The sequence below is a fragment of the Viridibacillus sp. NPDC093762 genome (assembly GCF_050279675.1).
Lineage (GTDB): Bacteria > Bacillota > Bacilli > Bacillales_A > Planococcaceae > Viridibacillus.
In genome coordinates, this window is record NZ_JBNNUK010000009.1 from 125,763 (window position 1) to 149,463 (window position 23,701).

At 34.3% G+C, this 23,701-nt stretch carries 21 protein-coding genes and 1 riboswitch; of the genes, 13 read left to right on the forward strand and 8 right to left on the reverse strand.

Annotated features, from left to right (window positions below; genetic code table 11):
• Positions 1–10 precede the first annotated feature (10 nt).
• From ACQKM9_RS12970 to odhB, 5 genes are all read left to right on the forward strand, one after another.
• Positions 11–2,044: a sensor domain-containing diguanylate cyclase gene (locus ACQKM9_RS12970; protein ID WP_427734766.1), complete on the forward strand. Its 2,034-nt coding sequence runs from the start codon at positions 11–13 to the stop codon at positions 2,042–2,044.
• A gap of 18 nt (positions 2,045–2,062) precedes the next feature.
• The gene (locus ACQKM9_RS12975) at positions 2,063–2,737 is read left to right on the forward strand and encodes a response regulator transcription factor (RefSeq protein ID WP_427734767.1); all 675 of its coding nucleotides are present in this window, start codon (positions 2,063–2,065) and stop codon (positions 2,735–2,737) included.
• Positions 2,734–4,140, forward strand: coding sequence for a HAMP domain-containing sensor histidine kinase (locus ACQKM9_RS12980; RefSeq protein WP_427734768.1), 1,407 nt, complete (start codon positions 2,734–2,736; stop codon positions 4,138–4,140). The genes ACQKM9_RS12975 and ACQKM9_RS12980 overlap by 4 nt, the downstream gene beginning before the upstream one ends.
• Before the next feature lie 245 nt (positions 4,141–4,385).
• A complete protein-coding gene (locus tag ACQKM9_RS12985; protein ID WP_427734769.1) occupies positions 4,386–7,184 on the forward strand; it encodes a 2-oxoglutarate dehydrogenase E1 component in 2,799 nt (932 codons plus the stop codon).
• 30 nt (positions 7,185–7,214) lie between these two features.
• Positions 7,215–8,462, forward strand: a complete 1,248-nt coding sequence (gene odhB / locus ACQKM9_RS12990; protein WP_427734770.1) for a 2-oxoglutarate dehydrogenase complex dihydrolipoyllysine-residue succinyltransferase — start codon at positions 7,215–7,217, stop codon at positions 8,460–8,462.
• A gap of 130 nt (positions 8,463–8,592) precedes the next feature.
• On the opposite strand, the gene ACQKM9_RS12995 is transcribed toward odhB, so the two are convergent.
• The 3 genes from ACQKM9_RS12995 to ACQKM9_RS13005 all read right to left on the reverse strand — a co-directional run bounded on the left by ACQKM9_RS12995 (position 8,593) and on the right by ACQKM9_RS13005 (position 10,522).
• Entirely contained in the window at positions 8,593–8,772 is a 180-nt protein-coding gene (locus ACQKM9_RS12995) for a hypothetical protein (protein WP_427734771.1), read from the reverse strand.
• 247 nt (positions 8,773–9,019) lie between these two features.
• The gene (locus tag ACQKM9_RS13000; RefSeq protein ID WP_427734772.1) at positions 9,020–9,841 is read right to left on the reverse strand and encodes a methyl-accepting chemotaxis protein; all 822 of its coding nucleotides are present in this window, start codon (positions 9,839–9,841) and stop codon (positions 9,020–9,022) included.
• Positions 9,842–10,156: 315 nt separating this feature from the next.
• Entirely contained in the window at positions 10,157–10,522 is a 366-nt protein-coding gene (locus tag ACQKM9_RS13005) for an ion channel (RefSeq protein ID WP_427734773.1), read from the reverse strand.
• A 319-nt stretch (positions 10,523–10,841) separates the two neighbouring features.
• Between ACQKM9_RS13005 and ACQKM9_RS13010 the strand changes: the two genes are divergently transcribed.
• Both ACQKM9_RS13010 and ACQKM9_RS13015 read left to right on the forward strand, forming a co-directional pair.
• Positions 10,842–11,684 carry a CAP domain-containing protein gene (locus ACQKM9_RS13010; RefSeq protein ID WP_427734804.1) on the forward strand — a complete coding sequence of 281 codons (843 nt, stop codon included), beginning with the start codon at positions 10,842–10,844 and terminating at the stop codon, positions 11,682–11,684.
• A gap of 136 nt (positions 11,685–11,820) precedes the next feature.
• A complete protein-coding gene (locus tag ACQKM9_RS13015; RefSeq protein WP_427734774.1) occupies positions 11,821–11,952 on the forward strand; it encodes a hypothetical protein in 132 nt (43 codons plus the stop codon).
• 117 nt (positions 11,953–12,069) lie between these two features.
• Here the strand turns inward: ACQKM9_RS13015 and ACQKM9_RS13020 are convergent, their stop codons facing one another.
• Positions 12,070–12,252: a DUF4083 family protein gene (locus tag ACQKM9_RS13020; protein ID WP_427734775.1), complete on the reverse strand. Its 183-nt coding sequence runs from the start codon at positions 12,250–12,252 to the stop codon at positions 12,070–12,072.
• A gap of 243 nt (positions 12,253–12,495) precedes the next feature.
• Positions 12,496–12,672, forward strand: a riboswitch (cobalamin riboswitch).
• 230 nt (positions 12,673–12,902) lie between these two features.
• On the opposite strand from ACQKM9_RS13020, the gene ACQKM9_RS13025 reads away from it, so the two are divergent.
• From ACQKM9_RS13025 to ACQKM9_RS13035, 3 genes are all read left to right on the forward strand, one after another.
• Positions 12,903–14,705: an Ig-like domain-containing protein gene (locus ACQKM9_RS13025; protein WP_427734776.1), complete on the forward strand. Its 1,803-nt coding sequence runs from the start codon at positions 12,903–12,905 to the stop codon at positions 14,703–14,705.
• 175 nt (positions 14,706–14,880) lie between these two features.
• Positions 14,881–15,105 carry a hypothetical protein gene (locus tag ACQKM9_RS13030; protein WP_427734777.1) on the forward strand — a complete coding sequence of 75 codons (225 nt, stop codon included), beginning with the start codon at positions 14,881–14,883 and terminating at the stop codon, positions 15,103–15,105.
• 141 nt (positions 15,106–15,246) lie between these two features.
• Positions 15,247–16,104 carry a patatin-like phospholipase family protein gene (locus ACQKM9_RS13035; protein ID WP_427734778.1) on the forward strand — a complete coding sequence of 286 codons (858 nt, stop codon included), beginning with the start codon at positions 15,247–15,249 and terminating at the stop codon, positions 16,102–16,104.
• Positions 16,105–16,265: 161 nt separating this feature from the next.
• Here ACQKM9_RS13035 and ACQKM9_RS13040 read toward each other — a convergent pair whose 3' ends face one another.
• Complete coding sequence (locus ACQKM9_RS13040; RefSeq protein WP_427734779.1) at positions 16,266–17,357, reverse strand: DNA alkylation repair protein; 1,092 nt, start codon at positions 17,355–17,357, stop codon at positions 16,266–16,268.
• A 133-nt stretch (positions 17,358–17,490) separates the two neighbouring features.
• Entirely contained in the window at positions 17,491–18,909 is a 1,419-nt protein-coding gene (locus ACQKM9_RS13045; protein ID WP_427734781.1) for a GGDEF domain-containing protein, read from the reverse strand.
• A 245-nt stretch (positions 18,910–19,154) separates the two neighbouring features.
• Between ACQKM9_RS13045 and ACQKM9_RS13050 the strand changes: the two genes are divergently transcribed.
• The 3 genes from ACQKM9_RS13050 (at position 19,155) to ACQKM9_RS13060 (ending at position 22,018) form a co-directional block, all read left to right on the forward strand.
• A complete protein-coding gene (locus ACQKM9_RS13050) occupies positions 19,155–21,137 on the forward strand; it encodes a site-specific DNA-methyltransferase (protein ID WP_427734782.1) in 1,983 nt (660 codons plus the stop codon).
• A gap of 76 nt (positions 21,138–21,213) precedes the next feature.
• A complete protein-coding gene (locus ACQKM9_RS13055; RefSeq protein ID WP_427734783.1) occupies positions 21,214–21,369 on the forward strand; it encodes a hypothetical protein in 156 nt (51 codons plus the stop codon).
• Between the two features lie 232 nt (positions 21,370–21,601).
• Complete coding sequence (locus ACQKM9_RS13060) at positions 21,602–22,018, forward strand: GNAT family N-acetyltransferase (RefSeq protein ID WP_427734784.1); 417 nt, start codon at positions 21,602–21,604, stop codon at positions 22,016–22,018.
• Between the two features lie 242 nt (positions 22,019–22,260).
• On the opposite strand, the gene ACQKM9_RS13065 is transcribed toward ACQKM9_RS13060, so the two are convergent.
• Both ACQKM9_RS13065 and ACQKM9_RS13070 read right to left on the reverse strand, forming a co-directional pair.
• Positions 22,261–22,989 (reverse strand): amino acid ABC transporter ATP-binding protein, encoded by a 729-nt coding sequence (locus ACQKM9_RS13065; protein WP_427734785.1) that lies wholly within the window; start codon positions 22,987–22,989, stop codon positions 22,261–22,263.
• A 15-nt stretch (positions 22,990–23,004) separates the two neighbouring features.
• Positions 23,005–23,667, reverse strand: a complete 663-nt coding sequence (locus ACQKM9_RS13070) for an amino acid ABC transporter permease (protein ID WP_427734786.1) — start codon at positions 23,665–23,667, stop codon at positions 23,005–23,007.
• Positions 23,668–23,701: the final 34 nt, after the last annotated feature.

Here is a 23,701-nt window from a genome sequence, read left to right on the forward strand (position 1 = left end):
GGTGGCAATATTGAATGGCAATCTGATTACTAAAGAGCAGTTTGATGCGTTTTATCAAAATTGTTTAGATTTTGTTTTTTTAATGGAAAAAGTCAGTGATGAATATCAATACGTATACATAAATCGTGCAGCTGAAGATGTTTTTGATGAGTCGCCAATAGACAAAAGTTTATCTGCTTGTTTAGAAACAGAAGTCGTTGAGATGATTGTTAAAATTTACAATGAATCCATCGAGAAACAGCAACTGCTCCAATACCGAGATTTCTATTTATTCTCTGATACTAAACGTACGAATGAAACAACCGTTACGCCAATTTTTTATGGCGAAAGGCAATATATACTTGCTGTTACGAAAGAAATTTCACAGCAAAAAGTGATGGAGGAAAAAAACTTATTTCTACAATCACTTTTTGACATGAAAATGGATCCAACAATTGTATTAGCTAATGATTTAACCTTTTTTGATGGTAATCCTAAATTTGAGCAGTACTTTAACTGCAAGATTGAAGACTGGAAAGGGAAGCTGTTTTTTAATTTTCATCTTGTTTCACCAGAAGATCATGAATCATTCGCAGAGCATCTTCGAAACGCATTAAATGGAAGAGGGCATCCGTCCGTTTTATATACACATAAAAAAGCGGATGGCATTGAGAGTCAATTCCTAGTCAGTTTTTCGCCAATCACTACTAATGACCAAGTTGTAGCTATTTATATTCAATGGCTAGAATTAACGAAAAATATTCAATTAAAAGAAGATTTACGTCAAGTAAGTCACATGCTTGATAGTTATAAAGGGGCACTGAATTCAGCCGCAAATATTTGTATTACAGATAAAAATGGAGTCATTAAATTTGTAAATGAGCGTTATGCGCAATCAAGTCAATACAGTGCAGATGAGCTAATCGGAAATTCTAATAAGATACTAAATTCACGGACTCAGCCTTCTTCATTTTATGTAGAAATGTGGAAAACGTTACTAAATGGTCAAATTTGGCGCGGGGAAATTTGCAACCATTCTAAATATGGTAACAGATACTGGATGGATACAACAATCGTTCCAATCTTCAGCAACAATGGAGAAATTGATAGTTTTCTTTCTGTCTGCTTTGATGTATCTGATAAAAAAATTATGATGACTAACCTTCGAAATATTGAAAAAACATTCCGGCTGATCACCGAAAATACGAATGATTTGATTGTCATTACGAACGATGATGGAATAATCATTTATGTTTCCCCGAACCATATAAACCGACTTGGCTTTGAAAAGGACGAGCTACTTGGGCGTTTCTATTTTGATATGATGTCTGATGATAGTAAGGAATTGTTAAAGAATGAATTTTCATCGACTTTATTGGAAGAAGGGGACGTACAGATTGATTTACAAATTAAAACGAAAAATGGAGAAACTTTTTGGACTGAAACCTATCTTACAGCAGTAAAGGATGCTGAACGTGACGAAGTGTTCCAATATGTAAGTGTCGCTAGGGAAATTACTCATCGTAAGAAAAGGGAAGATCAGTTGCGCTTTATGGCCTATCATGACAGTTTAACGTTGCTACCAAATCGACGTTACTTATTGATGGAATTTACTAAGTTAGTCAAAGAAGCGATGGCTCTCAATTATGCTATTACTTTACTCTATATTGACGGAGATGATTTTAAAAAGGTGAATGATGATTTCGGTCATGATGTTGGGGATGACTTTATCCGTAATTTTGGACTTGCGCTTGTTTCCAGTGTTCGCGATTTAGATATAGTTAGTCGAATAGGTGGAGACGAATTTATTGTTGTCTTAACTAATATGTCTAAAGACCAATACATTCGAAAACAACAAGTGAAAAATACGATTAAACGTATTCAACAAACATTAAAAGATGGCTGGACAATTAACGAACAACACTTTTCACCTACTTCGTCTATTGGAATTGCTTCTTTCCCTGAGAATGGCCATTCAATAGAAGACTTGCTAGATAAAGCAGATGAGGCACTATATATAGCGAAAAAAACAAAAGGGAAAAATTCATATCATTTTTCAAGTTAAAGATGGAAGGTGTTTTCAATGAAAAAGCATATTCTATTAGTAGAAGATGAAAAAAACATTGCGCGATTTATTGAATTAGAACTGAAGCATGAACAATTTGAAGTGACAGTTTGTTCTAACGGCCGTGTTGGTCTAGATACGGCTCTAGAGCAAGAATTCGATGTCATTTTACTCGATGTTATGCTTCCTGAATTAAATGGAATTGAAGTATGTAGACGCATTAGAGCCATATCGGATGTGCCTATAATCTTAATAACCGCACGAGATGCTGTAATTGACCGTGTAGCGGGTCTAGATGCGGGAGCAGATGATTACATTGTCAAACCTTTTGCTATTGAAGAATTACTAGCAAGAATTCGCTCTATTTTAAGACGATACACTTCGATCGAGTCAGCAGGTCAACAATTAATATTTAAAAATATTACTATTGAATCTGATGCATACACTGCCTATGTCAATGAGGAAATACTTAGTTTGACGAAAACAGAATTTGATCTACTCAGCTTATTAATTGAAAATAAGAATCGTGTTTGTACCCGTGATCAAATTTTAGAGCAGGTATGGGGTTATCAATCGGATGTGGAAACAAATGTTGTCGACGTTTATATCCGTCACCTGCGCTCAAAACTACCTAAAATAGAAAGTGGTTACATTGAAACAGTTCGTGGAGTAGGGTATGTGATGCGAGAATGAATAGAATCAATCATTATTTATCGAACCAGTCGTTAAAGGGGAAATGGGCGCTTACATCTTCTGTCGTCATTTTCGTTAGCTTTACTGTTATTTGTTCAGTACTTTATATTGCTATCCACTCATGGCTTTTAAATGAGCAGGAGCAGTCCGTAAAGCGTACGATGGATGACTTAACAGTGTTTTTTGAATCTCAAGGTAATTTCTTAACCATACATGATATTCAGTCAAATAAGGGGCTTATGAATTCTATAATAGATAAGAATCAAACAGTCCGTATATTGAATCAAGATAAAGTTGAAATATTACGTATTAATGATTCGACGAAAATCATGCCTTCAGTACCAGAAAATTTACCAAATCACGGATATGCTATTTCGAAAGAAAAGGTACAGAATGTAGATATGTTTTTGGCGGCATCGACAATCAGGATTGGACCTTTTTCAGGCTATATTCAATTGACGCATCCTTTGACTTCGTTTGTATCCCTTATGCGATATATTTTAACGGCTATGTTTATTTTAGGGTTAGGGGCCCTCATAGTATCTGCAGGAATAGGATATATTTTAGCGACTACTTTATTGAAACCACTAGACGACTTGAGACTAGAAATGACAGAAGTGGCAGAACAGGGTTTTACGGCTCCTATTAAACTCCAATACGACGCAAAGGATGAAATTGGTGACTTATTGACCGTATATCGATCGATGATGGGGGAGCTAGAGCAATCATTCCTTAGCCAGCAACAATTCATTTCTGATGCCTCTCATGAGCTGAGAACCCCTATTCAAGTAGTAGAAGGACATTTATCGTTAATCAAAAGATGGGGAAAAGATGATCCAGCTGTTTTAGAAGAATCATTAAACACTTCCTTACTTGAAATTACACGTATGAAAAAGCTTATAGAAGAGATGTTAGAACTTGCAAGAAGAGAACAGAATGATTTACAAAACAATGCTGATATTCTTATGATAACTACCGATATTATGGAGGAAATAAAAGTATTATCTCCAGACGCAACGATTGAATTAGAAGTTGATTCAGAAATTAGTTATAGGGCAATTATTTCTGACAATGCCTATGGTCAGATTTTACGTAATCTTCTGCAAAACGCTATACGCTATTCAGAAAATAGTCCAAGGATTAAAATCAAGCTTTCAAAACAATATGAAAGTGTGCAAATTGAAGTGTCAGATCGTGGAATTGGTATTGCAGAGGAAGATCAAGCACGTATATTTGATCGTTTTTACAGAGTCGACTCATCTCGTTCACGTGATGGTGGGGGCACAGGATTAGGATTGAGTATTGTAAATATGCTGGTAAATAAATATCGTGGAACGATAAAGGTGAATAGTAAACTCCATTTTGGCAGTACTTTCACTATAGAATTGCCAGCTGAAAAATGACGTTTTTATCAAACTTTATTCTATTATTAGTTCGTTCAAGAAAAAAATTGCTAAATTTGTTGAAAACGATTGTATTTTTTGTGAAGAGTAGTAAGATTGAAGGGGAAAAATGTTCTTCTTGATTTATTAATACAGTTGTTTCACTTAAGCAGGAAGAATGGTAAGATAGTTAGTGGATTTTCAAATAATTAATTAATATAATTAATGGAACTGCCACTTGGCAAAAAAGTTGGAGGTAATTCTACATGTCAAACAATGTTTCACCTGTAAGCTCACCATGGGCTGCTTTTTCAGGTCCCAACCTTGGCTATGTGATGGAAATGTACGATTTGTATTTAACATCACCAGAAGAAGTTGAACCAGAACTTGTAACATTATTCGAACAATACGGAGCACCAGTTCAAACTAGTGAAGTATCAAACGTTTTAAACGTTGAACCAGGTAACTTTGCAAAAGTTTTAGCTGCCGTTCAATATGCGGATGCCATTCGTGTATATGGTCACTTAGGAGCAGACATTTATCCTTTAAAAGACCATCCACGTGACACTACTCGAATCGAAGCAAAAACTTACGGTTTATCTGATCAAGATCTAATCGAAATCCCTGCTTCGTTATTATTAAAAGACATACCTGCAAGCGTTAACAATGGATTAGATGCTATTAATTACCTAAAAGCGATTTACACAAATAAAATTGCTGTAGAAATTGCACACGTTGTTAACAGTGAAGAGAGAGTGTGGCTTCAATCTAAAATTGAAAGTGGCGTATTAAACGCAGGTCTTTCAAATGATGAGAGAAAAACAGTTTTAAACCAATTAACAAAGGTTGAAGGATTTGAGAAATTCATCCATAAAACATTTGTAGGACAAAAACGTTTTTCAATCGAAGGATTAGATGCATTAGTTGTTCTTATGGATGAAATTGTTCACCGTTCAGAAGACAAAGGTGTAAAAAATGTTATGATCGGTATGGCTCACCGTGGTCGCTTAAATGTGTTAACACATGTATTACACAAACCATATGATATGATGTTTGCTGATTTTGCGCACGTTCCAAATGAGTTATTTATCCCAAAAGATGGTTCTTTAGAAGTAACTAAAGGATGGTTTGGCGATGTTAAATATCATATGGGTGCTACATATAACAGCACTAAAGGTACAACAATCAAATTAGCGTATAACCCATCTCACTTAGAAGTAGTTAGTCCAGTTGTTACAGGTCAAGCTCGTGCAGCTCAAGATAACACTTCTAAAGCAGGTGCTCCAACTCAAGATGCTAAATCTGCTCTAGCGATTTTAGTTCATGGTGACGCAGCGTTTGCTGGTCAAGGTGTCGTAACTGAAACGATGAACTACTCTCGCACAAAAGGATTTAACACAGGTGGTTCAGTTCATATTATTGCTAATAATATGATTGGATTTACTACTGAGCATTATGATTCACGTTCGACTGTATACTCTTCAGACCCTGCAAAAGGTTATGAAATTCCAATATTACACGTTAATGCGGATGATCCAGAAGCAGTTGTACAAGTGGCTCGTTTTGCAGTAGAATATCGTGAACAATTTGGTAAGGATATTTTAGTAGACCTAGTCGGTTACCGCCGATATGGTCATAATGAAATGGACGAACCAATGATCACAAACCCAACAATGTACACTGGTGTTCATGGACACGATACAGTACGTGCATTGTACGGTAAAGCACTTGCAGATCAAGGCATTGTAACAACAGAAGAAGTCACAACTTTAGATGCCGATACACAAAAAGAAATGCAAGCAGCTTATGATCATGTGAAAGAAGTTGGCGAAGGGCAGCATGTTGAAAACGAAATGCCAGAAGCTGTGAAGAACGGTTATGATATCGTAGAAACTGGTGTTGAACGCGAACGTCTAGAAAAAATGAATAAAGAATTATTAACATGGCCACAAGACTTTAATGTCTTCAAAAAACTAGGTAAAATCCTAAGCCGTCGTGAAGATGCATTCGTAGGTAAAGGTAAAATCGACTGGGGTCATGCTGAAACATTAGCATTCGGAGCAATTACACAAGAAGGTAATTCAATCCGTTTAACAGGTCAAGATGCACAACGTGGTACATTCGCACACCGTCACCTAGTATTACATGACGAAAAAACAGGTGCAGAATTAACACCTTTACACCATATTTCTGGTGCAGATTCTTCATTTGTTGTATATAACAGCCCATTATCTGAAGCTGCTATCGTAGGCTATGAATATGGCTATAATTTAGAAAACGATAAAAACTTAACTATCTGGGAAGCGCAATACGGTGACTTCGCAAACATGGCTCAAGTAATGTTTGATAACTTCATTTCAGCATCTCGCTCTAAATGGGGTCAAAAATCGGGTCTTGTTATGTTATTACCGCATGCTGCTGAAGGTCAAGGTTCAGAACATACAAGTGCTCGTTTAGAACGTTTCTTACAATTAGCTGGTGAAAACAACTGGACAGTTGCAAACCTATCAAGCGCTGCAAACTACTTCCATTTATTACGCCGACAAGCTAAGATGTTAGGTACAGAAGCAATTCGTCCATTAGTTCTTGTATCACCAAAATCACTATTACGTAATCAAATCGTTGCTGCAGATGTTGAAGAATTAACAACTGGTCACTTCGAGACAGTTATTGAACACCCAACAACTGGTTCAGCTGCGAAAAAAGTAGAGCGTATTCTATTTGCTTCAGGTAAAGTAGCTATTGATATCGCAGAAAAAGTTGGAGATGGAAAAGATTTCGATCACGTACACTTAGTACGTGTTGAACAATTGTACCCATTCCCATCTGAGAAAATTGCTGCAATCATTAAACGATTCCCTAACGCAAAAGAACTTGCTTGGGTACAAGAAGAACCTCAAAACATGGGTTCATGGACATTTGCAGATCCTTATATGCGTGAAGTAGCAGAAGACAAAGACGTTCGTTACATCGGTCGTATCGTACGTTCATCTCCTGCTGAAGGTGATGCAGATTCATACAAAGCTGAACAAGCACGTATTATTGAAGAAGCTGTAACTCGCTAAAAAGCGAATATTTTGAAGGAGGAAATTATAGTGGCTGAAATTATTGTCCCGGAATTAGCAGAATCTATCACAGAAGGTACGATCGCACAATGGGTGAAAAAACCTGGTGATAAAGTAGAAAAAGGCGAGTTCATCGTAGAACTTGAAACTGATAAAGTAAACGCTGAAATTATCTCTGAAGAAGCTGGTATTTTGAAAGAAATCCTTGCTGAAGAAGGCGATACTGTACTAGTAGGTGCTGTAATCGCAATCGTTGAAGCAGGTGATGCTGCTGCAACTCCAGCACCAACACCAGCAACTGTAGAGGCTGCACCGGCACCAGCTGTAGAAGCACCGAAAGCTGCACCAGTAGCACCTGTAGTTGTAGAAGAATCTTCTTCAACTGAACGTGTAATTGCTAGTCCAGCTGCTCGCAAATTAGCTCGTGAAAAAGGAATCGACTTAGCATCTGTATCTCCAGTAGATCCTCAAGGTCGAGTTCGCGTACAAGATGTAGCTGCACATGGTACAGCGCCAGCTGCTCCTGCTGCAAAACCAGCTGAGGCACCAAAAGCTGCTACTCCTGCAGTTGACGAATCTCGCGTGACAGTTGAAAAAATGTCTCGTCGTCGTCAAACAATCGCAACTCGTTTACTTGAAGTAAAACAAAGTACAGCAATGCTTACTACGTTCAACGAAATTGACATGACAAACGTTATGGCACTTCGTAGCCGTAAAAAAGATCAATTCCAAGAAAAACATGATGGTACTCGTCTAGGTTTCATGTCATTCTTTACAAAAGCAGTAGTAGCTGCACTTAAAAAATATCCATACGTTAATGCTCAAATCGTAGGTAACGAAATCCACCTAAATAACTTCTATGATGTTGGTGTTGCTGTATCTACTGACGATGGTTTAGTAGTACCAGTTGTTCGCGATTGCGACCGTAAAAACTTTGCTGAAATCGAAGATGCAATCGGTGGTCTTGCTAAAAAAGCACGCGACAAAAAATTACAAATTGCTGACCTACAAGGTGGTTCATTCACAATCACTAATGGTGGTGTATTCGGATCATTAATGTCTACGCCAATCATGAATGGTACTCAAGCAGCTATCTTAGGTATGCATACAATCCAAAAACGTCCAATCGCTGTTGGTGATGAAGTACAAATTCGTCCAATGATGTACGTTGCACTATCTTATGACCACCGCATTATTGATGGTAAAGATTCTGTAGGATTCTTAAAAACTGTAAAAGAATTACTTGAAAACCCTGAAGACCTATTATTAGAATCTTGATTTATAGATTTAACTTAATGTAAGAAAATAATAAGCCCTACACACCTTTTAAAAGTGTGCAGGGCTTATTTTATTAAGTATAAAGAGAAGTGGGAATGGATGAAAAAATAACTTAATTCTGAGCTTTCAATCAAGTTATTTTAACATTTGTTTTTAATGATGGGCAATGTTGCTTTTGTGAACAGGCGTAGATAGACAAGGTAGAAAGTACGGTTTCCTTAGAAGTAGTACTTAGTAGTTCTGTCGCTATACGTTGTAATTGATAGTTTTCAATAGTAGTCAATTTTTGTGGATTCATATGTCGTTCCATGCTATTCACCTCTTATATTCATTATAAGAACATTCGTTCCTTTATTCAAGGGGAAATGACAATAAAATCGGACAAATGTGGTAAATTCTTTTATGTTTACAATGGAAGTGAAAGTGAAAGTGAAAGTGAAAGTGAAATTGAAGCAAGGTATACATATTAATAGAGGGTATATAAATAGCCCATTGCTTAAATAATATTCAATGAGCTAAATCATATTGCTTTCTATAAACTTATGGTCTGAAAAAATTCATCGTATTGTTTCTTTCATTAATTGATTCATTTGGTTACTTAGTAACCCTAGCTCTTCTATAATTGTACTGAAGTCTTGTACTAGCTCAGCTTGTTCATTTGAAGCAGAATTGATCTGACTCATGCTGCCCATTAAACCTTGTAAATTTTGTGTGATGTTTTTCAGTGAATCTTCAATCTTTTCGGTAGCCGACTTTGTTTCTAGAGATAGTTTTCGTACTTCTTGAGCAACAATATTAAATCCAGCACCATGCTGACCTGCTCGTGCGGCTTCAATAGAAGCGTTTAACCCTAGCAAATTCGTTTGTTGGGAAATTGATTTGATAAAGTCTGTAACGCTATGAGAAGCTTCTGAGTCTGCAAGGGCTTGGCGAGATTGAGCAGTAATTTCAGTACTTGTTGCTGCTAGCTCCTCTGAATGAGAGGCAACAAGATGTACTTTATCCTGTAAACCTATGACAGCATTTTGTAGATGGTCCATATAAGATTGTAACTTTTCTTGTTTTTCCATAGAAAATACTAAACTAAAAGCTCCAATTACATGTCCATTTTCTTTAATTGGATATATATTCGTGTGAAGTAAAACCCCGTAAAATTCTGCAGGTATATCTTTCGTAACGTTTTTCCCGGAGAAGGCTCTTCGCAATTCTTCAGTATTCTCCATAGTGTCACCAGTTTTTACTCCCAGATCAACTTTAGTTCCTGGAGATGCAAAGTAAACCTTGTTTTGATCTCGCTCAACTATACTTACAAAGATTTCATTATTGAATGCCATTTGTATGTATGGTGTAGCCTGTTTTAATACTTCTAATAAACTCAAATAAAAAACCTCTCTTCTATATACTAGTTATCCGATATAAGTAATTTGTATCTACAAATATTTCGTTTATAGATAAAAATAACTATGTTTATCATATCTTATATTACATATAGAGTAAATATTTTGATTATTCGAAAGGGGAAAATTTAGATAAACCTACTTTGTATCGACGAAATTTGAAGGGAGAAAAGAAACTACTTCAAAAATAGCTCAAATTCAATTCGTGTAACTATAAAACTTCGAATAATGTTGAAACTGATTGAGTAGTGAACTATTAAAAAAATAAAAGGTCGTCTTTTAAGACAACCTTTAAACTTATAATAATTTTTTGCTTTTTTTAATATCCGTAGTCGAATCATCTGTATAATTAATCATTGTCTTACCAATAGTCAGCAATGTTAAAAACATAACTCCTACTCCAACCGCTAAATAAAACATCGCAAACACTTTACCCAGATTTGTAGTTGGCGTGAGTGAAGTATCTACACCACTCGGAATCAGACTAACAACACAAAAGTATATGGCATCAATTATAGACCATCCTTCTACCTTTGTATAAAACATCGTGCCTGACAAAAGGATAAAAAATAATGTAGTAGACAATGAAATAAATAACGGTTGTTTAAAAGCACGGATTAAAGCCTTTAAAAGGCGTTTTGTAGTTAAAATAAATGAAATCATACATTCTCTCACTCTCTTGCTATATGAAACTAGTATACAACAGATAGGAGATAAATAAATAGTCTTCTAAGAGTGGTTCTAAATGCCTATATAAATTTGAAGTGATAATAACATAAAACTATATTTGGCCATCAAGACCATAAAAATTTGATAATATGATATAGTGAATACAAATTGTGGTCTATACGATTCTTTTTTTATTGATATTAATAAAACAGCTATATTTAATGTCGAACTCTCCTAAAAGACTATTGAGAGTGTTAATTACATTGAAAATATCGTATTAAAAATTTGATTCGGAGGAATTAAGGTGAATAACATGCTGAAAAAACTAAGCGTCATTTTCATGGCTATGATCTTTTTAGGAGGTTTAGCAAGCCCTCAATATGCTAAAGCAAGTGCTTCAAAAACAAAACAAGTAACGCTTACTGAAAAGAGTAGGTTGTTTACTAAGCAAGGTGGATATGGAAGAAAATCTACAGTAGCTGCAAAAAAGAAAGTAACGATTATAAAAACAACTAAAGATAAATGGATGCAAACAAAAGATAAAAAGTGGATAAAAGACGGTTTTACTGGTGATTATGTCTATCTTTCAAAAAAAACAACGACTTATAAAAAAGAAAAAGGATCTAAATCAGCAACGAAACTTCCAGCTGGAATATATAAAGTGAGTGCTGCCAATACAAATGGTTGGATTAAAGTTAAAAAAGGTAGCAAGACATACTGGATTAAATCTGGGGAATTTGTCGATAGTTACAGTGATTTAGGAAATAAAAAAATGCAAGACCAAATAGTTACTATTTTAAATAAAGAACGTGCAAAAAAGAATTTGAAGCCTTTAAAGCAAGATCCAAAACTAACAAAGCTTGCGATAATTCGATCATTAGATATGGAGAAAAATCGCTATTTCAGCCATACAAGCCCAACTTATGGAAGCTGGTCTAACCTCCTAAAAGGATCTGATTATAACACATATGCATCAGGAGAGAATATTGCAGCAGGTTATCCAACAGCAACGAGTTTCATGAAAGGATGGATGAATTCCCCTGGCCATAAAGCAAATATTCTATCACCCAATTATCAAAAAGTTGGAATAGGTATAGTTGTCTCGGGTAAAGGTGCTCAATATCCAACATATGGAACACAAATTTTTGCCAAATAGGTAGAAAACCCCCTATTGTCCAAGAACATGAGGGAGTTTACTATTTTGATAACTTCTTAACCTTATTCTCTTTTACATCCCATCGTTTTGAATATTCAGTTATAATAGAGTGGATATATATATAGGGGTTTTCTATATGGTATTACATATGAAAGAGGTAAGTTTGAAAAGAGAAGGGCAATGGATTCTAGAAAATATTAATTGGCAAGTAGAAAAAGGAGAGCATTGGGAAGTGCAACACTTTCTTCATTTTTCGATATTCCAGTAGAAGTTATTTGGCAAAATAATCGTCCATTATTATCAAAGCAGAATTAAAAGAATTTAAAAACTAGTTGTTGAATTTTATATAAGATTCGACAGCTAGTTTTTTTATAATGAATAACAATTATTTGGATTGTTTTTCCAATAACGTGATAATCCTATCTAATTTTTCATTTAGTTCAGTAGATTCATTCTTTGGTGTGGTATTAATAATGATTCTTCTAATAAATAGCATAAAAGAAATCGTACCTAATATAATTAAAGCAATAACAATAAAAAGTATAAGTATATCTCCAAAATTAGCCACCTTTTGCCTCCTTTATTCATTTCCGCTATTAAAATAGTATTATATTCAATTTTAACATGTTTTTAGGATTCATGCGGTTCAAATATTGATAAATTCATTGATAAATACAATTTTGGAATTGAGATAAATACAATTCTTCTTTGATTAATATAAGAATTTGATATGAAATGGATAAAATATCAAAAATAAATCATTATCCAATAGATTAATTTTCAATATTATGATAAGTTTATAACAAGTGAATATTGAATGCCAGAATTAGGTGTAGTACATACATAAAAGGGAATTCGGTGAAATGCCGAGGCTGTATCCGCAACTGTAAATGCTGATGAAATAAGGAAATACCACTGTTTTATACGGGAAGGTCCTTTGAGTAAATTGATGCTAAGCCAGGAGACCTATCTAATTCAGAGCGTATATCTACTCTTCGGAATAAAGTGAGATTACGGCAAAACAATCTATATTAGACAAAACTGTTGTCCTATATTTCTTTGTATTTATGCTATTTCTCTATGGGGAAATAGCTTTTTTCATTGTTAAGAACTTTTAAATTCCTTCATTTAAAACATAAGTGAAAGTTATTTAATCTATTAGCATGAAAAAGCCGAATTCCGAATCCAACAAACCTAAATAAAATCGGAGGAATTCAAATGTTAAAACGTTCAATTAGCATGATGTTTGCTTTTGTTATGCTACTATCACTACTATCGCCGTTTACAGCTCAAGCTGAAAATAATACGGTAGTAAACAATGCATCTCAAACAACATCACCACAAGTAATCAAAGAAAAACTAGTGAACTCACTAGAAAAGGCAAAACAATATTATATTACTAACAACCAAACTATTAGTTCTAGGGTAATTAGTTCCCACAGTGGCTACTGGTCATTATCAGCAATGTATGCACTAGGTATGGATATTAAAAACTACAAGTGGGCAGAGGGCTCAGAAGTTACAAGTGAACAATCTTATTGGGTAAAACCTAAAACGGCTGCTTCAAGCACTTCAAATGAAGACGCAGGTACTATTATAGGTGCTTATATTCTTGGGTTAGATCCTACCAGCCTTGGACAACGCAATATTGTTGAAGATTTACAAAATAAACAAAAAGCTGATGGTAGCTTTTTTACACCATATGGTGAATCTTGGGCATCAATTGCGCTAGGATTAGCAAATGCAGACTATGATAAAGCCAAACATTTAGAAGTAATTTTAAAGAAACAAAATAATTCAGGATTATTCTCTGGATTTGGTTCATCTGATGACTTAGATGTAACAGGCTGGAATTTAACGGCATTAACGCTATTAAATAATGCTGATAAGTCCAATGAAATAATTAACGAATCTATTAAAAAAGCAGTAGACGGTATTCATGCAAAATATCAAAAAGATGGTTTTGTTAATAATACGAACTCAATGGCAAGTATTATTATGGGACTAGCTTCAGCTGGAGAGGATTTAACAACGGACAAATGGAGCTATGAAAAAGACGGTAAAAAAGTTAACATTCTTGAAAAAATGATTGATGATTACCAATTAGAAGACGGATCATTTAAATGGATGATCAAAGATACTAAAACTAACTTAATGGCGACTGAACAAGTAATCATTGCGTTAGCAGACGCATTGAATGGAAAATCAACATTTGCAAGATTAGCAGATGGGGAAATACCAAATACTAATCCACCAGTGGAAAATCCAGATACTGAAGGCCCAACAGAACTTACAGTGGGTACAATTTCAAACAAAACTACTTCTGTAACAGGAACAACAGAAGCAAATGCAACAGTCTCAATATACAATGGAACTAAACTTCTAACATCAACAAAAGCTAGTAGTAAAGGAACTTACACGTTAAAGATTCCTGCACAAAAAGCGAATGTGAAATTAGTAGTAAAGACGACAGATGTAACCGGCAATGCTGGTGTAACAAAAACAATTACTGTATTAGATAAAATCGGCCCAACAAAACTTACAATAGGAACAATTTCAAACAAAACAACTACTGTAAAAGGAACTACAGAAGCTAAAGCAACAGTTTCTATTTATAAAGGCTCAAAACTACTTACATCAACAAAAGCGAGTAGCAAAGGTAACTATAAGCTGAAGATTACAAAACAAAAAGAGAACGTAAAATTAGTTGTAAAAACGAAAGATACAGTAGGTAATAAAGGCGTATCAAAAACAATTATTGTAAAAGATAAAATTGCACCGAAAAAACCAACAGTATCTAAAATCACTTCGAAAACTACAAAAGTAAAAGGTAAAACTGAAGCAAAAGCAACAATTACAATATACAATAGTAAACACAAAAAAATTGGCTCAGCTAAAGCATCCAGCAAAGGTAATTTTAGTGTGAAAATCAAAAAACAAAAAGCAAATTCTAAGCTATCAATTTACGCGAAGGATCCAGCAGGAAATAAAAGTAGCAAACTTAGCGTGAAAGTGAAGTAATGGTCATATGAAAAAGGGCAGTCCAAAAAGTCGGTAAAAACCGGCCTTTGAGGGCTACTCTTTTTCTTTTTATTTGGATCTGTCTAATTTGATTATTGTTTTGATCAAATGATAAACAAAACTTAAATCACCTAAATTGGAAGGGTTTTGGAGATATTTACAGATAATTCACGTAGTGCAAAACCTTCAAGGAGTTGATTATTTAATTACTATTTTAGAAAACATAAAAGATTTAGCTTTTTTATTACTATTCATTTCGAGCGCTATTTATTGTAAGCAGCTTAAATTAACTAAGTGGAAAAGAAAACTTTCTAAAGGCGAGATGACAATGTATCTTATTACTTCAATTGCACTACCTGTTTACGCAGCTATTTATATGCTTCTCCTTCTGGGAACATAAATATGCTGTATTGTAATATATTATATTAGGCAATTACATAAATCAGAGGTTGAATACAAGTGTAATATACTGTTTACGCTTAATTCTAAGTGTAAGTGATATGATAAAATAATAATAGAAATATAGTGAAAGAGTGATTCAATGCAGGTCAATGTGAAGGATACAAGTTTAGTGCTTGAAGGCGGGACATTCCGTACATTATTTACGTCAGGCGTACTCGATGCTTTTTTAGATGAAGAGATAATGATGCCACATGTTGTCGGTATTTCAGCAGGGGCTATTAATGCCTGTTCATATGTGTCGGAGCAAAAAGAGCGTTCACTTCGCGTTCTTGTTAATTATCGTCATGACAAACGCTATATAGGCATTCGGAATTTTTGGCGAGAAAGAAGTTTATTTGGATTAGACTTTGCTTACAATATAATTCCAAATGAGCTAGATAAATTTGACTGGGATAGATTCCAACAATTCGAGGGAACAGTAAAATTTGGTGTTACAAATGCGTATACAGGGGCAATAGAGTATATGGACGCACTTGATATGGATAAGGAATGTACGTTATTGCGCGCTACGTGTGCAATTCCAGTATTGTTCCCAGAGATTAAGATAAATGGTACTCCATACTATGATGGGGGATTAGCAGATCCAATTCCTATTCAGTATTTAGTAGACGAAGGTTTTGAAAAGCATGTACTAGTGTTAACCCGACCAAAAGGCTATCGAAAAGTAATAGATCGCCAAAGTAAATTAGTTATGAAGCTCCTTCGTAGACGATATCCCAATTTAGTGAAAAGCATGGAACAACGTGTGGAGCATTACAATACCTCGCTCGATTATTGCGAACGCTTGGAAAAAGAGGGAAGAGCCTTTATTTTTAGGCCAGATGAACCGTTAAATAGCTTTGAAAAAGATTTAACCCAAATGCGAGCAAATTATGATATGGGCTATAAGATAGCCGCAAAACAAATGGATGAATTAAAGGCTTTTTTAAATATATAAAGCTGCAAAAACAGATTCTCAGGCGCGAGAGTCTGTTTTTGATTTATTAGAAAGAAGTATTAAGAGCCTAAAGTATAGTTGACTGGGCGTATAAATCATCAAGTATGAGTATATGAAGTATTGGAAAAAACATAAAACATTTGGAGTAATTTGTATTTATTCTACTTTTTTTCTTCCGTCAATACAAACTTGATTCCAGCCATTTCTACCCCATTAATAACAATGGCTATTCGATGTTCTCCTGGATAGTGTTTTCTAGTAGACAACTGTTTAAAAGAATGACTTCTAGCATAAGTATATTCTCCAGGTAGATACGTATTTTCTGTTATCTTAAAGAGCTTTCTACGTGTTATACCATTTGCTTTCATAAAATCAATGCCATACTCGATCCGAAGTTTTGCTGCATCTGTAGTGGGGTTTTTAAAAGTGAACTTAAATGTGAACGATTCACCAATAGCTAGTTGATCTGTTGAAAGTTTCAATTCTTCTAATTCAACAATAGGATTGTTATGGAAGCCGAATAATGCAAGTGTAGTCGGATCTGCTTGTCTAAGCAGGGTTCTACAAGCATGTTTGATAATCCAATCTGTTTTAGGGTTATGACCCATCCAATTCTTACCTAAAGACTTCACTAGTTCAGGATGATCCTTTGTTATATCATTTAAATTATTTGCCACACTTTTACGGACATATTCACTTTCATCTGCCTTTAATAACTCTAAAATAGGAATAATTGGTGTAGGGTCTTTTTTAAACACCGTCAAAGCAGTACCCCATGGAAGGCGCGGTCGACACCCTTCACTCGCCAATCTACGCACATGCTCATTTTCATCTCTTGCCCATTCTTCTATAATGGACATCATTTTCTTCGGATCTTTTTCAATAAATGGGCGTACAGCAAATTCGGAGCTGGACGTAAGTGTAAAGAGTTTTAAAGCTTCAATAGAAGTCTCCCAATCTGATAAACCATAAGCCTCTATAAAATCAGGGAAAAATAAGTACTCAAAACCTTTGCAATCAGGAACAAGTTTACTTAATACAACGATGGCATCCGGATAAGAAGTAGGTAAGGTAGCTCTTAGTGTATAAGTAATATGTCGAGTTCGTTGTTTTAACTCACGTTGTTCCCATTCTTCATCAAATAATAGAGTCATGAACTGCTGTTCGTTAAATGCTGGATAGACGCTTGTTACCTTCTTACAAAATTGTTCAAAAAACGCTTTATTATAAACATCTTTTCGTAGTTCTGCCATAATTCTTTTTACTCCTTTAAAAAAGATAATACATTCTATAAAAAAATAAACTACTTATTCATTACTGAATTAGAAGTTTAAGTATACCTTACTTTGAAAAGTGGTATAAAGTAGTGGTTCCTTTAATAATAGATCACTCGTACTGCCTAATCTGATTTCGTCCATTTTCTTTTGCATTATATAAAGCGATATCAGCATTTTTGAAGATCTCGTGGAAAGAATTTATTTCGCCTTTGCTGTTTGTTGCCATGCCCATGCTGACTGTAATTGTTAGTAGAGTATCTTCTATAGGAATCTTCATTGCAGCCAATGAATGATTAAGAGTATTTGCAAATTCCATTACCTCAGTTGATGTTAGGTGACGGATTAAAATAACAAATTCATCACCACCAAAACGAGCTGCGAAGGTTGTTTCTAGATTGGACAATTCTTTGCAAGTATTTGCGACTAACTTGATGACATCATCGCCAATTAAATGGCCATATTGATCGTTAATTGATTTAAATTTATCGATATCAAATACTATACAAGTAACATTCGATTTTTCATTTGCTGCTTCTAGTAACCACTTTTTTGCTACATTTTCTAAATGATAACGATTATAAATATTCGTTAAGCCATCTAAGTTTGACCGTTCTTGAATAGCTGCCACACGATGTTGAATTTCTAGCTTAAGGGTTGTTTTATAAATAGCAGCTTGTTTAAGTTCTTGTAAAATATCAACGTATTCTTTGTAATAATAATAACCGTCTTTAAAGTGATTTAACCGTTCACAAAGCGCTATTAACAGCGAGATAATTCTAATTTTTTCGGCTAAATTCCCTGCTTTTGACGTTAGTTTTTTGCAAGTATTTGCTGCTTTGTAACTTACTTCGAATTGACCTTTCAAATAATACAACTCTCCGACATATTGATAATAAAGGATTTGCCACTTGATAGAGTTTGAATCATCCAAACAAGCAGATAATGTACTTAAATACTTGGTAGCATCATTTAGTAGATTAAGTTTTAACGAAGCCTCAACAAGGTTACATAATGCCTGGAACGTAAGCTGAGGAATATCGGCATGTTTTGATAATGCTAAATCCAACCCTTGCAAAGCATATTCATGTGCTTCGTCAAATTTTTGCTCCGCAATCGCTACCTTGCTTAAATTACAAAAACAATTGCTCATCATATCAGTAGCATAAAGTTTTTTAGCGAGGTCCATATTTAAAATTATTGTTTCTCTTGCTTTTTCCCAGTTTTCATTATATTCATAAAGAAAAAATAGAAAAAGATAAAGGTTCTCTTTTTCTTGATCACTTAGATCCTCTTTATTTTGTTGACAGTACTCATCGTATAAAAAGGTATAGTGGAATGCGTTTTTTAAATCAGCTAATGCATGGTATGAAATTGCAAGGTACATATAGCCATAACGAATACTAATCCTATCTTGTTGTAACATAGCTTTTTCAACTAGCTCATGCCCAAATATAATAGTCTCTTGGAGGTTTCCTGATAAATAAGTAGCGTGCGTTGTATTTTTTAATTCATCAATTGTTAACAGCATTTACACAGCCACCTTTATATTAATTCATTATAAAAATAGAACAAGGGCCAGGGGGGAAAGTACTTAAGAACTATTTTAACCTAGATGTTTACGAAATGTCAGCTAATACCGAAAAAATTGTAACAAATAGGAAAAGTTGATAAGTGAGTAATGATTGAATAGTTATCATGTTAATGGGAATATACTGTCAAATAGGAAGTTTTTACAATTGATATAGTTTTACATATATAAAGGAGTGCGTTTATATGGATAAACTAGCTGGTCAATCTTTTCATACGGTACAGCACAATATTGAAAAAATGAAGGAGCTTTTTCCGGAAATTTGTACAGAAAACAAAATAGATTTTGCAAAGCTTCAATTGATACTAGGTGAACAGTTAGAAACTGAAAAAGAACGGTTTGATTTTACATGGAATGGTAAAACAGCGGCGATACAATCAGCCCAAAAGCAAACGACAGGAACCTTAAGACCTGATATAGCAGGGAGTTTAGATTGGGAAACAACGAAAAACCTTTATATTGAGGGTGATAACTTAGAGGTATTGCGAGTACTTCAAAATAGTTATCATAATCGAGTAAAGCTTATCTATATTGATCCACCTTACAATACTGGAAATAATTTTGTTTATAAAGACAACTACCGTGACAAGATGAAAAACTATAAAGAACATACGAATGAAAGTTTAGAATTGAATGCAGTGACTAGCGGAAGAGTTCATACAGAATGGTTAAATATGATGTATCCTAGATTGAAAATCGCCCGTAACTTATTGTCAGATGAAGGGGTAATCTTTATCTCCATCGACGATAATGAAGTGGATAATTTAAAACGTATTTGCAATGAGATATTTGGGGAAGAGAATTTTGTCACGAACATCGTAGTCAAAATGTCTGAACCAACAGGTGTAAAAATGACGCATGTTAGAAGAAAAATTCCTAAATTAAAGGAATATGTACTTTGCTATAAAAAAAGAGATGCTACATTTGAAAAAATAAGAATCCCTAAAAGTACATGGGATAATGAATATAAAACAATTCTCACAAATATTAATAAAAAAGAAATAGAAGAATTAAAAGAGATTCGTGATAATGAAGATCGAACGATAGAGGACATTAAAAGAAGTGATGTCATTTTAGCAAACATTCAATTGGTCCCTGTTTTTGAATTTGCAAAAAGGAACAACATTGAAAAAAAAGATTTTGAAGGATTCTTGTTTTCTAATGCTTGGAGAATAATTAGAACCGTTTCAGTAGCGGCTAGTGTCAAAGCTATTGCTGATGAAAAGAGAAAAACAAATCAAAATCAAGCATTTGTTATGACCACGCCAAATAACAAGCTGTATTTTATTAATAATCACTATAATACAGCTGTGGATTCACCACGTATTAAAATACTTTTTGCTGATGATTATTTGACCATACATCCATGTGATTTCTGGGCAGATATTAAAACAACCGGTTTAGATAAAGAGGGATTTGTGGATTATCGAAATGGTAAAAAACCTTTAAAATTAGTAAAAAGATTATTAAGTATGGTCGCTTTAAAAGACGATGATATAGTGATGGATTTTTTCTCTGGATCAGGGACGTTTGGCGAAGCGACTGTTCGATACAATATTGAAAGTAATCTATCACTCCGTTATATACTTGTGCAAATTAATGAAAACCTTGAGCAAATACAAGAGAAATTATCAAATGAAGCTAAAAAAGATACAAAGAAACTAATTGATTATTTAAAAAGTGTTGGTAGAAAGCCGTTATTATCAGAACTTGGAAAAGAGCGTTTGGTATGTATGAAAAGGGAGGTACAACATTCCACACACCATGATTTAGGTTTTAAAAATTTCAAACTAGATACGACGAATTTAAAAATATGGGAAGAATACCTATCAAATGTAGAACAGATGCCTTTAAATTTAGCTCAACCTGTGAAACAGGGAAGAAGTAAAGAGGACGTATTATTTGAAATACTTCTCAAGCAAGGAATAGATATAGCACTACCAATTGAACGATTCATACTAGGGGGATGTACCGTTTTTTCAGTCAATGGAGGTACAGTATTCATCTGTCTTGAAGAGGACCTATCACTAGACCAAATTAATATCTTAGCAAGTAAAAAACCTAGTCGTATGATATTCTACGAAGATTGTTTTTATAATGAATCAATACGCAACAAGGCACAGCAAATATTAAAGCGAAATGGTGTAGAAGAAGTTCTATTAATATAGTTAGGTGTTAATCTGAAACCAACAATCCCCTTTATCCGTATAAATAGTAATTAAAAATTGAAAGCCGGGATAAATAATGGATAATCAATATGTAGTCAGTTGGGGTACTCTTATGCTCATAAATGCAGGTATTGCGCAGGGAAAGAATCGTTCAGGATTCAACTGGTTTCTACTATCTTTAATTTTAGGGCCGATAGCTACTCTTGCATTAGTTCTTGTTGATAAAAAATAAAAGAACAAATGAACAGAATAGTTAATGTAAATGAAGTTGAATCAGTAGATTGCTTGTTTAACATGTTGTAGATTTTTTTAAAAGTACATCACAATCGTAGTTGTGCTGTACTTTTTTGTATTCTAAAAAGCTATCAATGAATATAAAATTGGAAAATTAAAACTAATCTCTATGTTAAAATACAAAAAGTAATACTTGGAAAATAAATAATAGAATATAGGAGGATAAATAGGTGAGTGAACTAGTTATACAGCCTTTTGAAGAAAGTGATTTTACAGCTATCAGTAAATACTGTTTACCTGAAGAGCAAGCAATTTATACTTCGTTACCTATTAACGTAATTGCTGCTTCTAAGAAAGATCAATATAATCAGCCATTCGTTGTAATTTATGATGGGAATTTGATGGGCTGCTTTGCCCTATATACTAATAATAGGGGAAATATATATACAAATAATGAGAATAGTATTATTTTTAAATCGTTCTCCATTGATTCACGCTTCCAGAGAAATGGATTTGCTCTTACGGTGTTAAAATTATTGCCGAAAATAATAAAGCAACACTTCCCTGAAAAGAATGAGATTATTTTAACTGTTCATCATACGAATATTGCAGCAATTAATTTATACATAAAAGCTGGATTTAAATAACAAGAATTAAGGTTGGAGGGTGATTACGGAGAGGAAATAATATTTCTTTTTGATTTGGCTGTTGAAAATAGTAAGAAACCTTATGTCTAGAAAGTACTTATAGATTCAAATAATGAAAGCTTTAATAAAAAAGGATGGATAAAGGTTCTTTGCTTTATCTATCCTTTCATTACTCTTAGTTTAAATTACAATTTTACTTTGTGTATCAAAACAATAACATAAGTTTTTAACTTTTATTGATATTAATGATTTAAAACTTTTGATAAAAATGTCTTTGCACGTTCTGATTCAGGGGCAGTGAAAAACTTATCAGGTGAATTGACTTCAACAATTTTTCCTTCAGCCATAAAAACAATTTTGTCACATATTTCACGTGCAAATCCCATTTCATGCGTCACAACAATCATCGTCATCCCTTCCTTTGCAAGCTTCCGAATGGCATCCAATACTTCTTTAACCATTTCAGGGTCAAGTGCAGAAGTAGGCTCATCGAAGAGCATGATTTGTGGGTCCATCGCCAAAGCTCGTGCAATGGCCACACGTTGTTGCTGTCCACCTGAAAGATGAGAGGGATGGACGTGTATCTTGTCAGCTAAGCCAAGGGAACTAAGTAACTCAATACCCATTTTTTCTGCTTCAGCCTTCGTCATTCCTTTTACTTTAATAGGGGCTATTGTGACATTTTCAAGCGCAGTTAGAAAGGGGTATAAATTAAAGCTTTGAAATACGAAACCGATATTTGTACGTGCTTTATTGATATCCGTTTTTTTATCATGAATCGACGTCCCATCTACTATTATTGCCCCACTATCAATTTCTTCAAGAGCATTGATCACTCGGATGAGCGTGGATTTACCTGCCCCACTTGGTCCTATTAATGCTATAACATTTGATTTTTCTACCTCTAGATTTATATCTACTAAAACTTCATTGTTGCCAAAGCTTTTATTGACACTGTTAATGGAAATCATGCAATCAGCCCTTTCTTAATACTCGCTTTTTAACCAATGTTTTTCAAACTGTCGTATGATTAGTGATAATGTAAATGTCATTGCAAAATATAATAGTGCAACGAATGTCCATATTTCAATATAACGATAAGAGATAGCAGCTAGATTTGTCGCCTTTAAGGTTAAGTCTACAGCTGAAATGGTTGAAACAAGTGATGAGTCTTTAATTAGAATGATGAATTGCGATGCCATAGGAGGTAATGTTTTTCTAAAAGCTTGAGGCAATATGATTAAACGCATAGCTTGAAAATTGGACATACCGGATGAACGCGCAGCTTCCATTTGCCCTTTAGGAACAGATTGGATTCCCCCACGAACTATTTCAGCTATAAATGAACCAGAGAATATTGCGAGAGAAACAATTGATCCCCAAAAAGCACCAAGCTTTAAAAACTGACCTAGAACGAGATGAATCCAAATCAATATAACGAGCAGGGGAACACCACGCATAACTTCAACATACACCGAAGCGATAAATCGAATGATAGGGTTTTTCGATATTCGACCAACCCCAAAAAGAATTCCAATCGGTATAGCAAATAGCAATGATAATGCTGAAATCTCGAGCGTCAAATACATCCCTTTAAAAAAGATATCGAGATTATTTGTGATAACACTCCAATCAGGTTGATATCTCATAGTGCAGGAACTCCTCCATTAATATGATTTATAT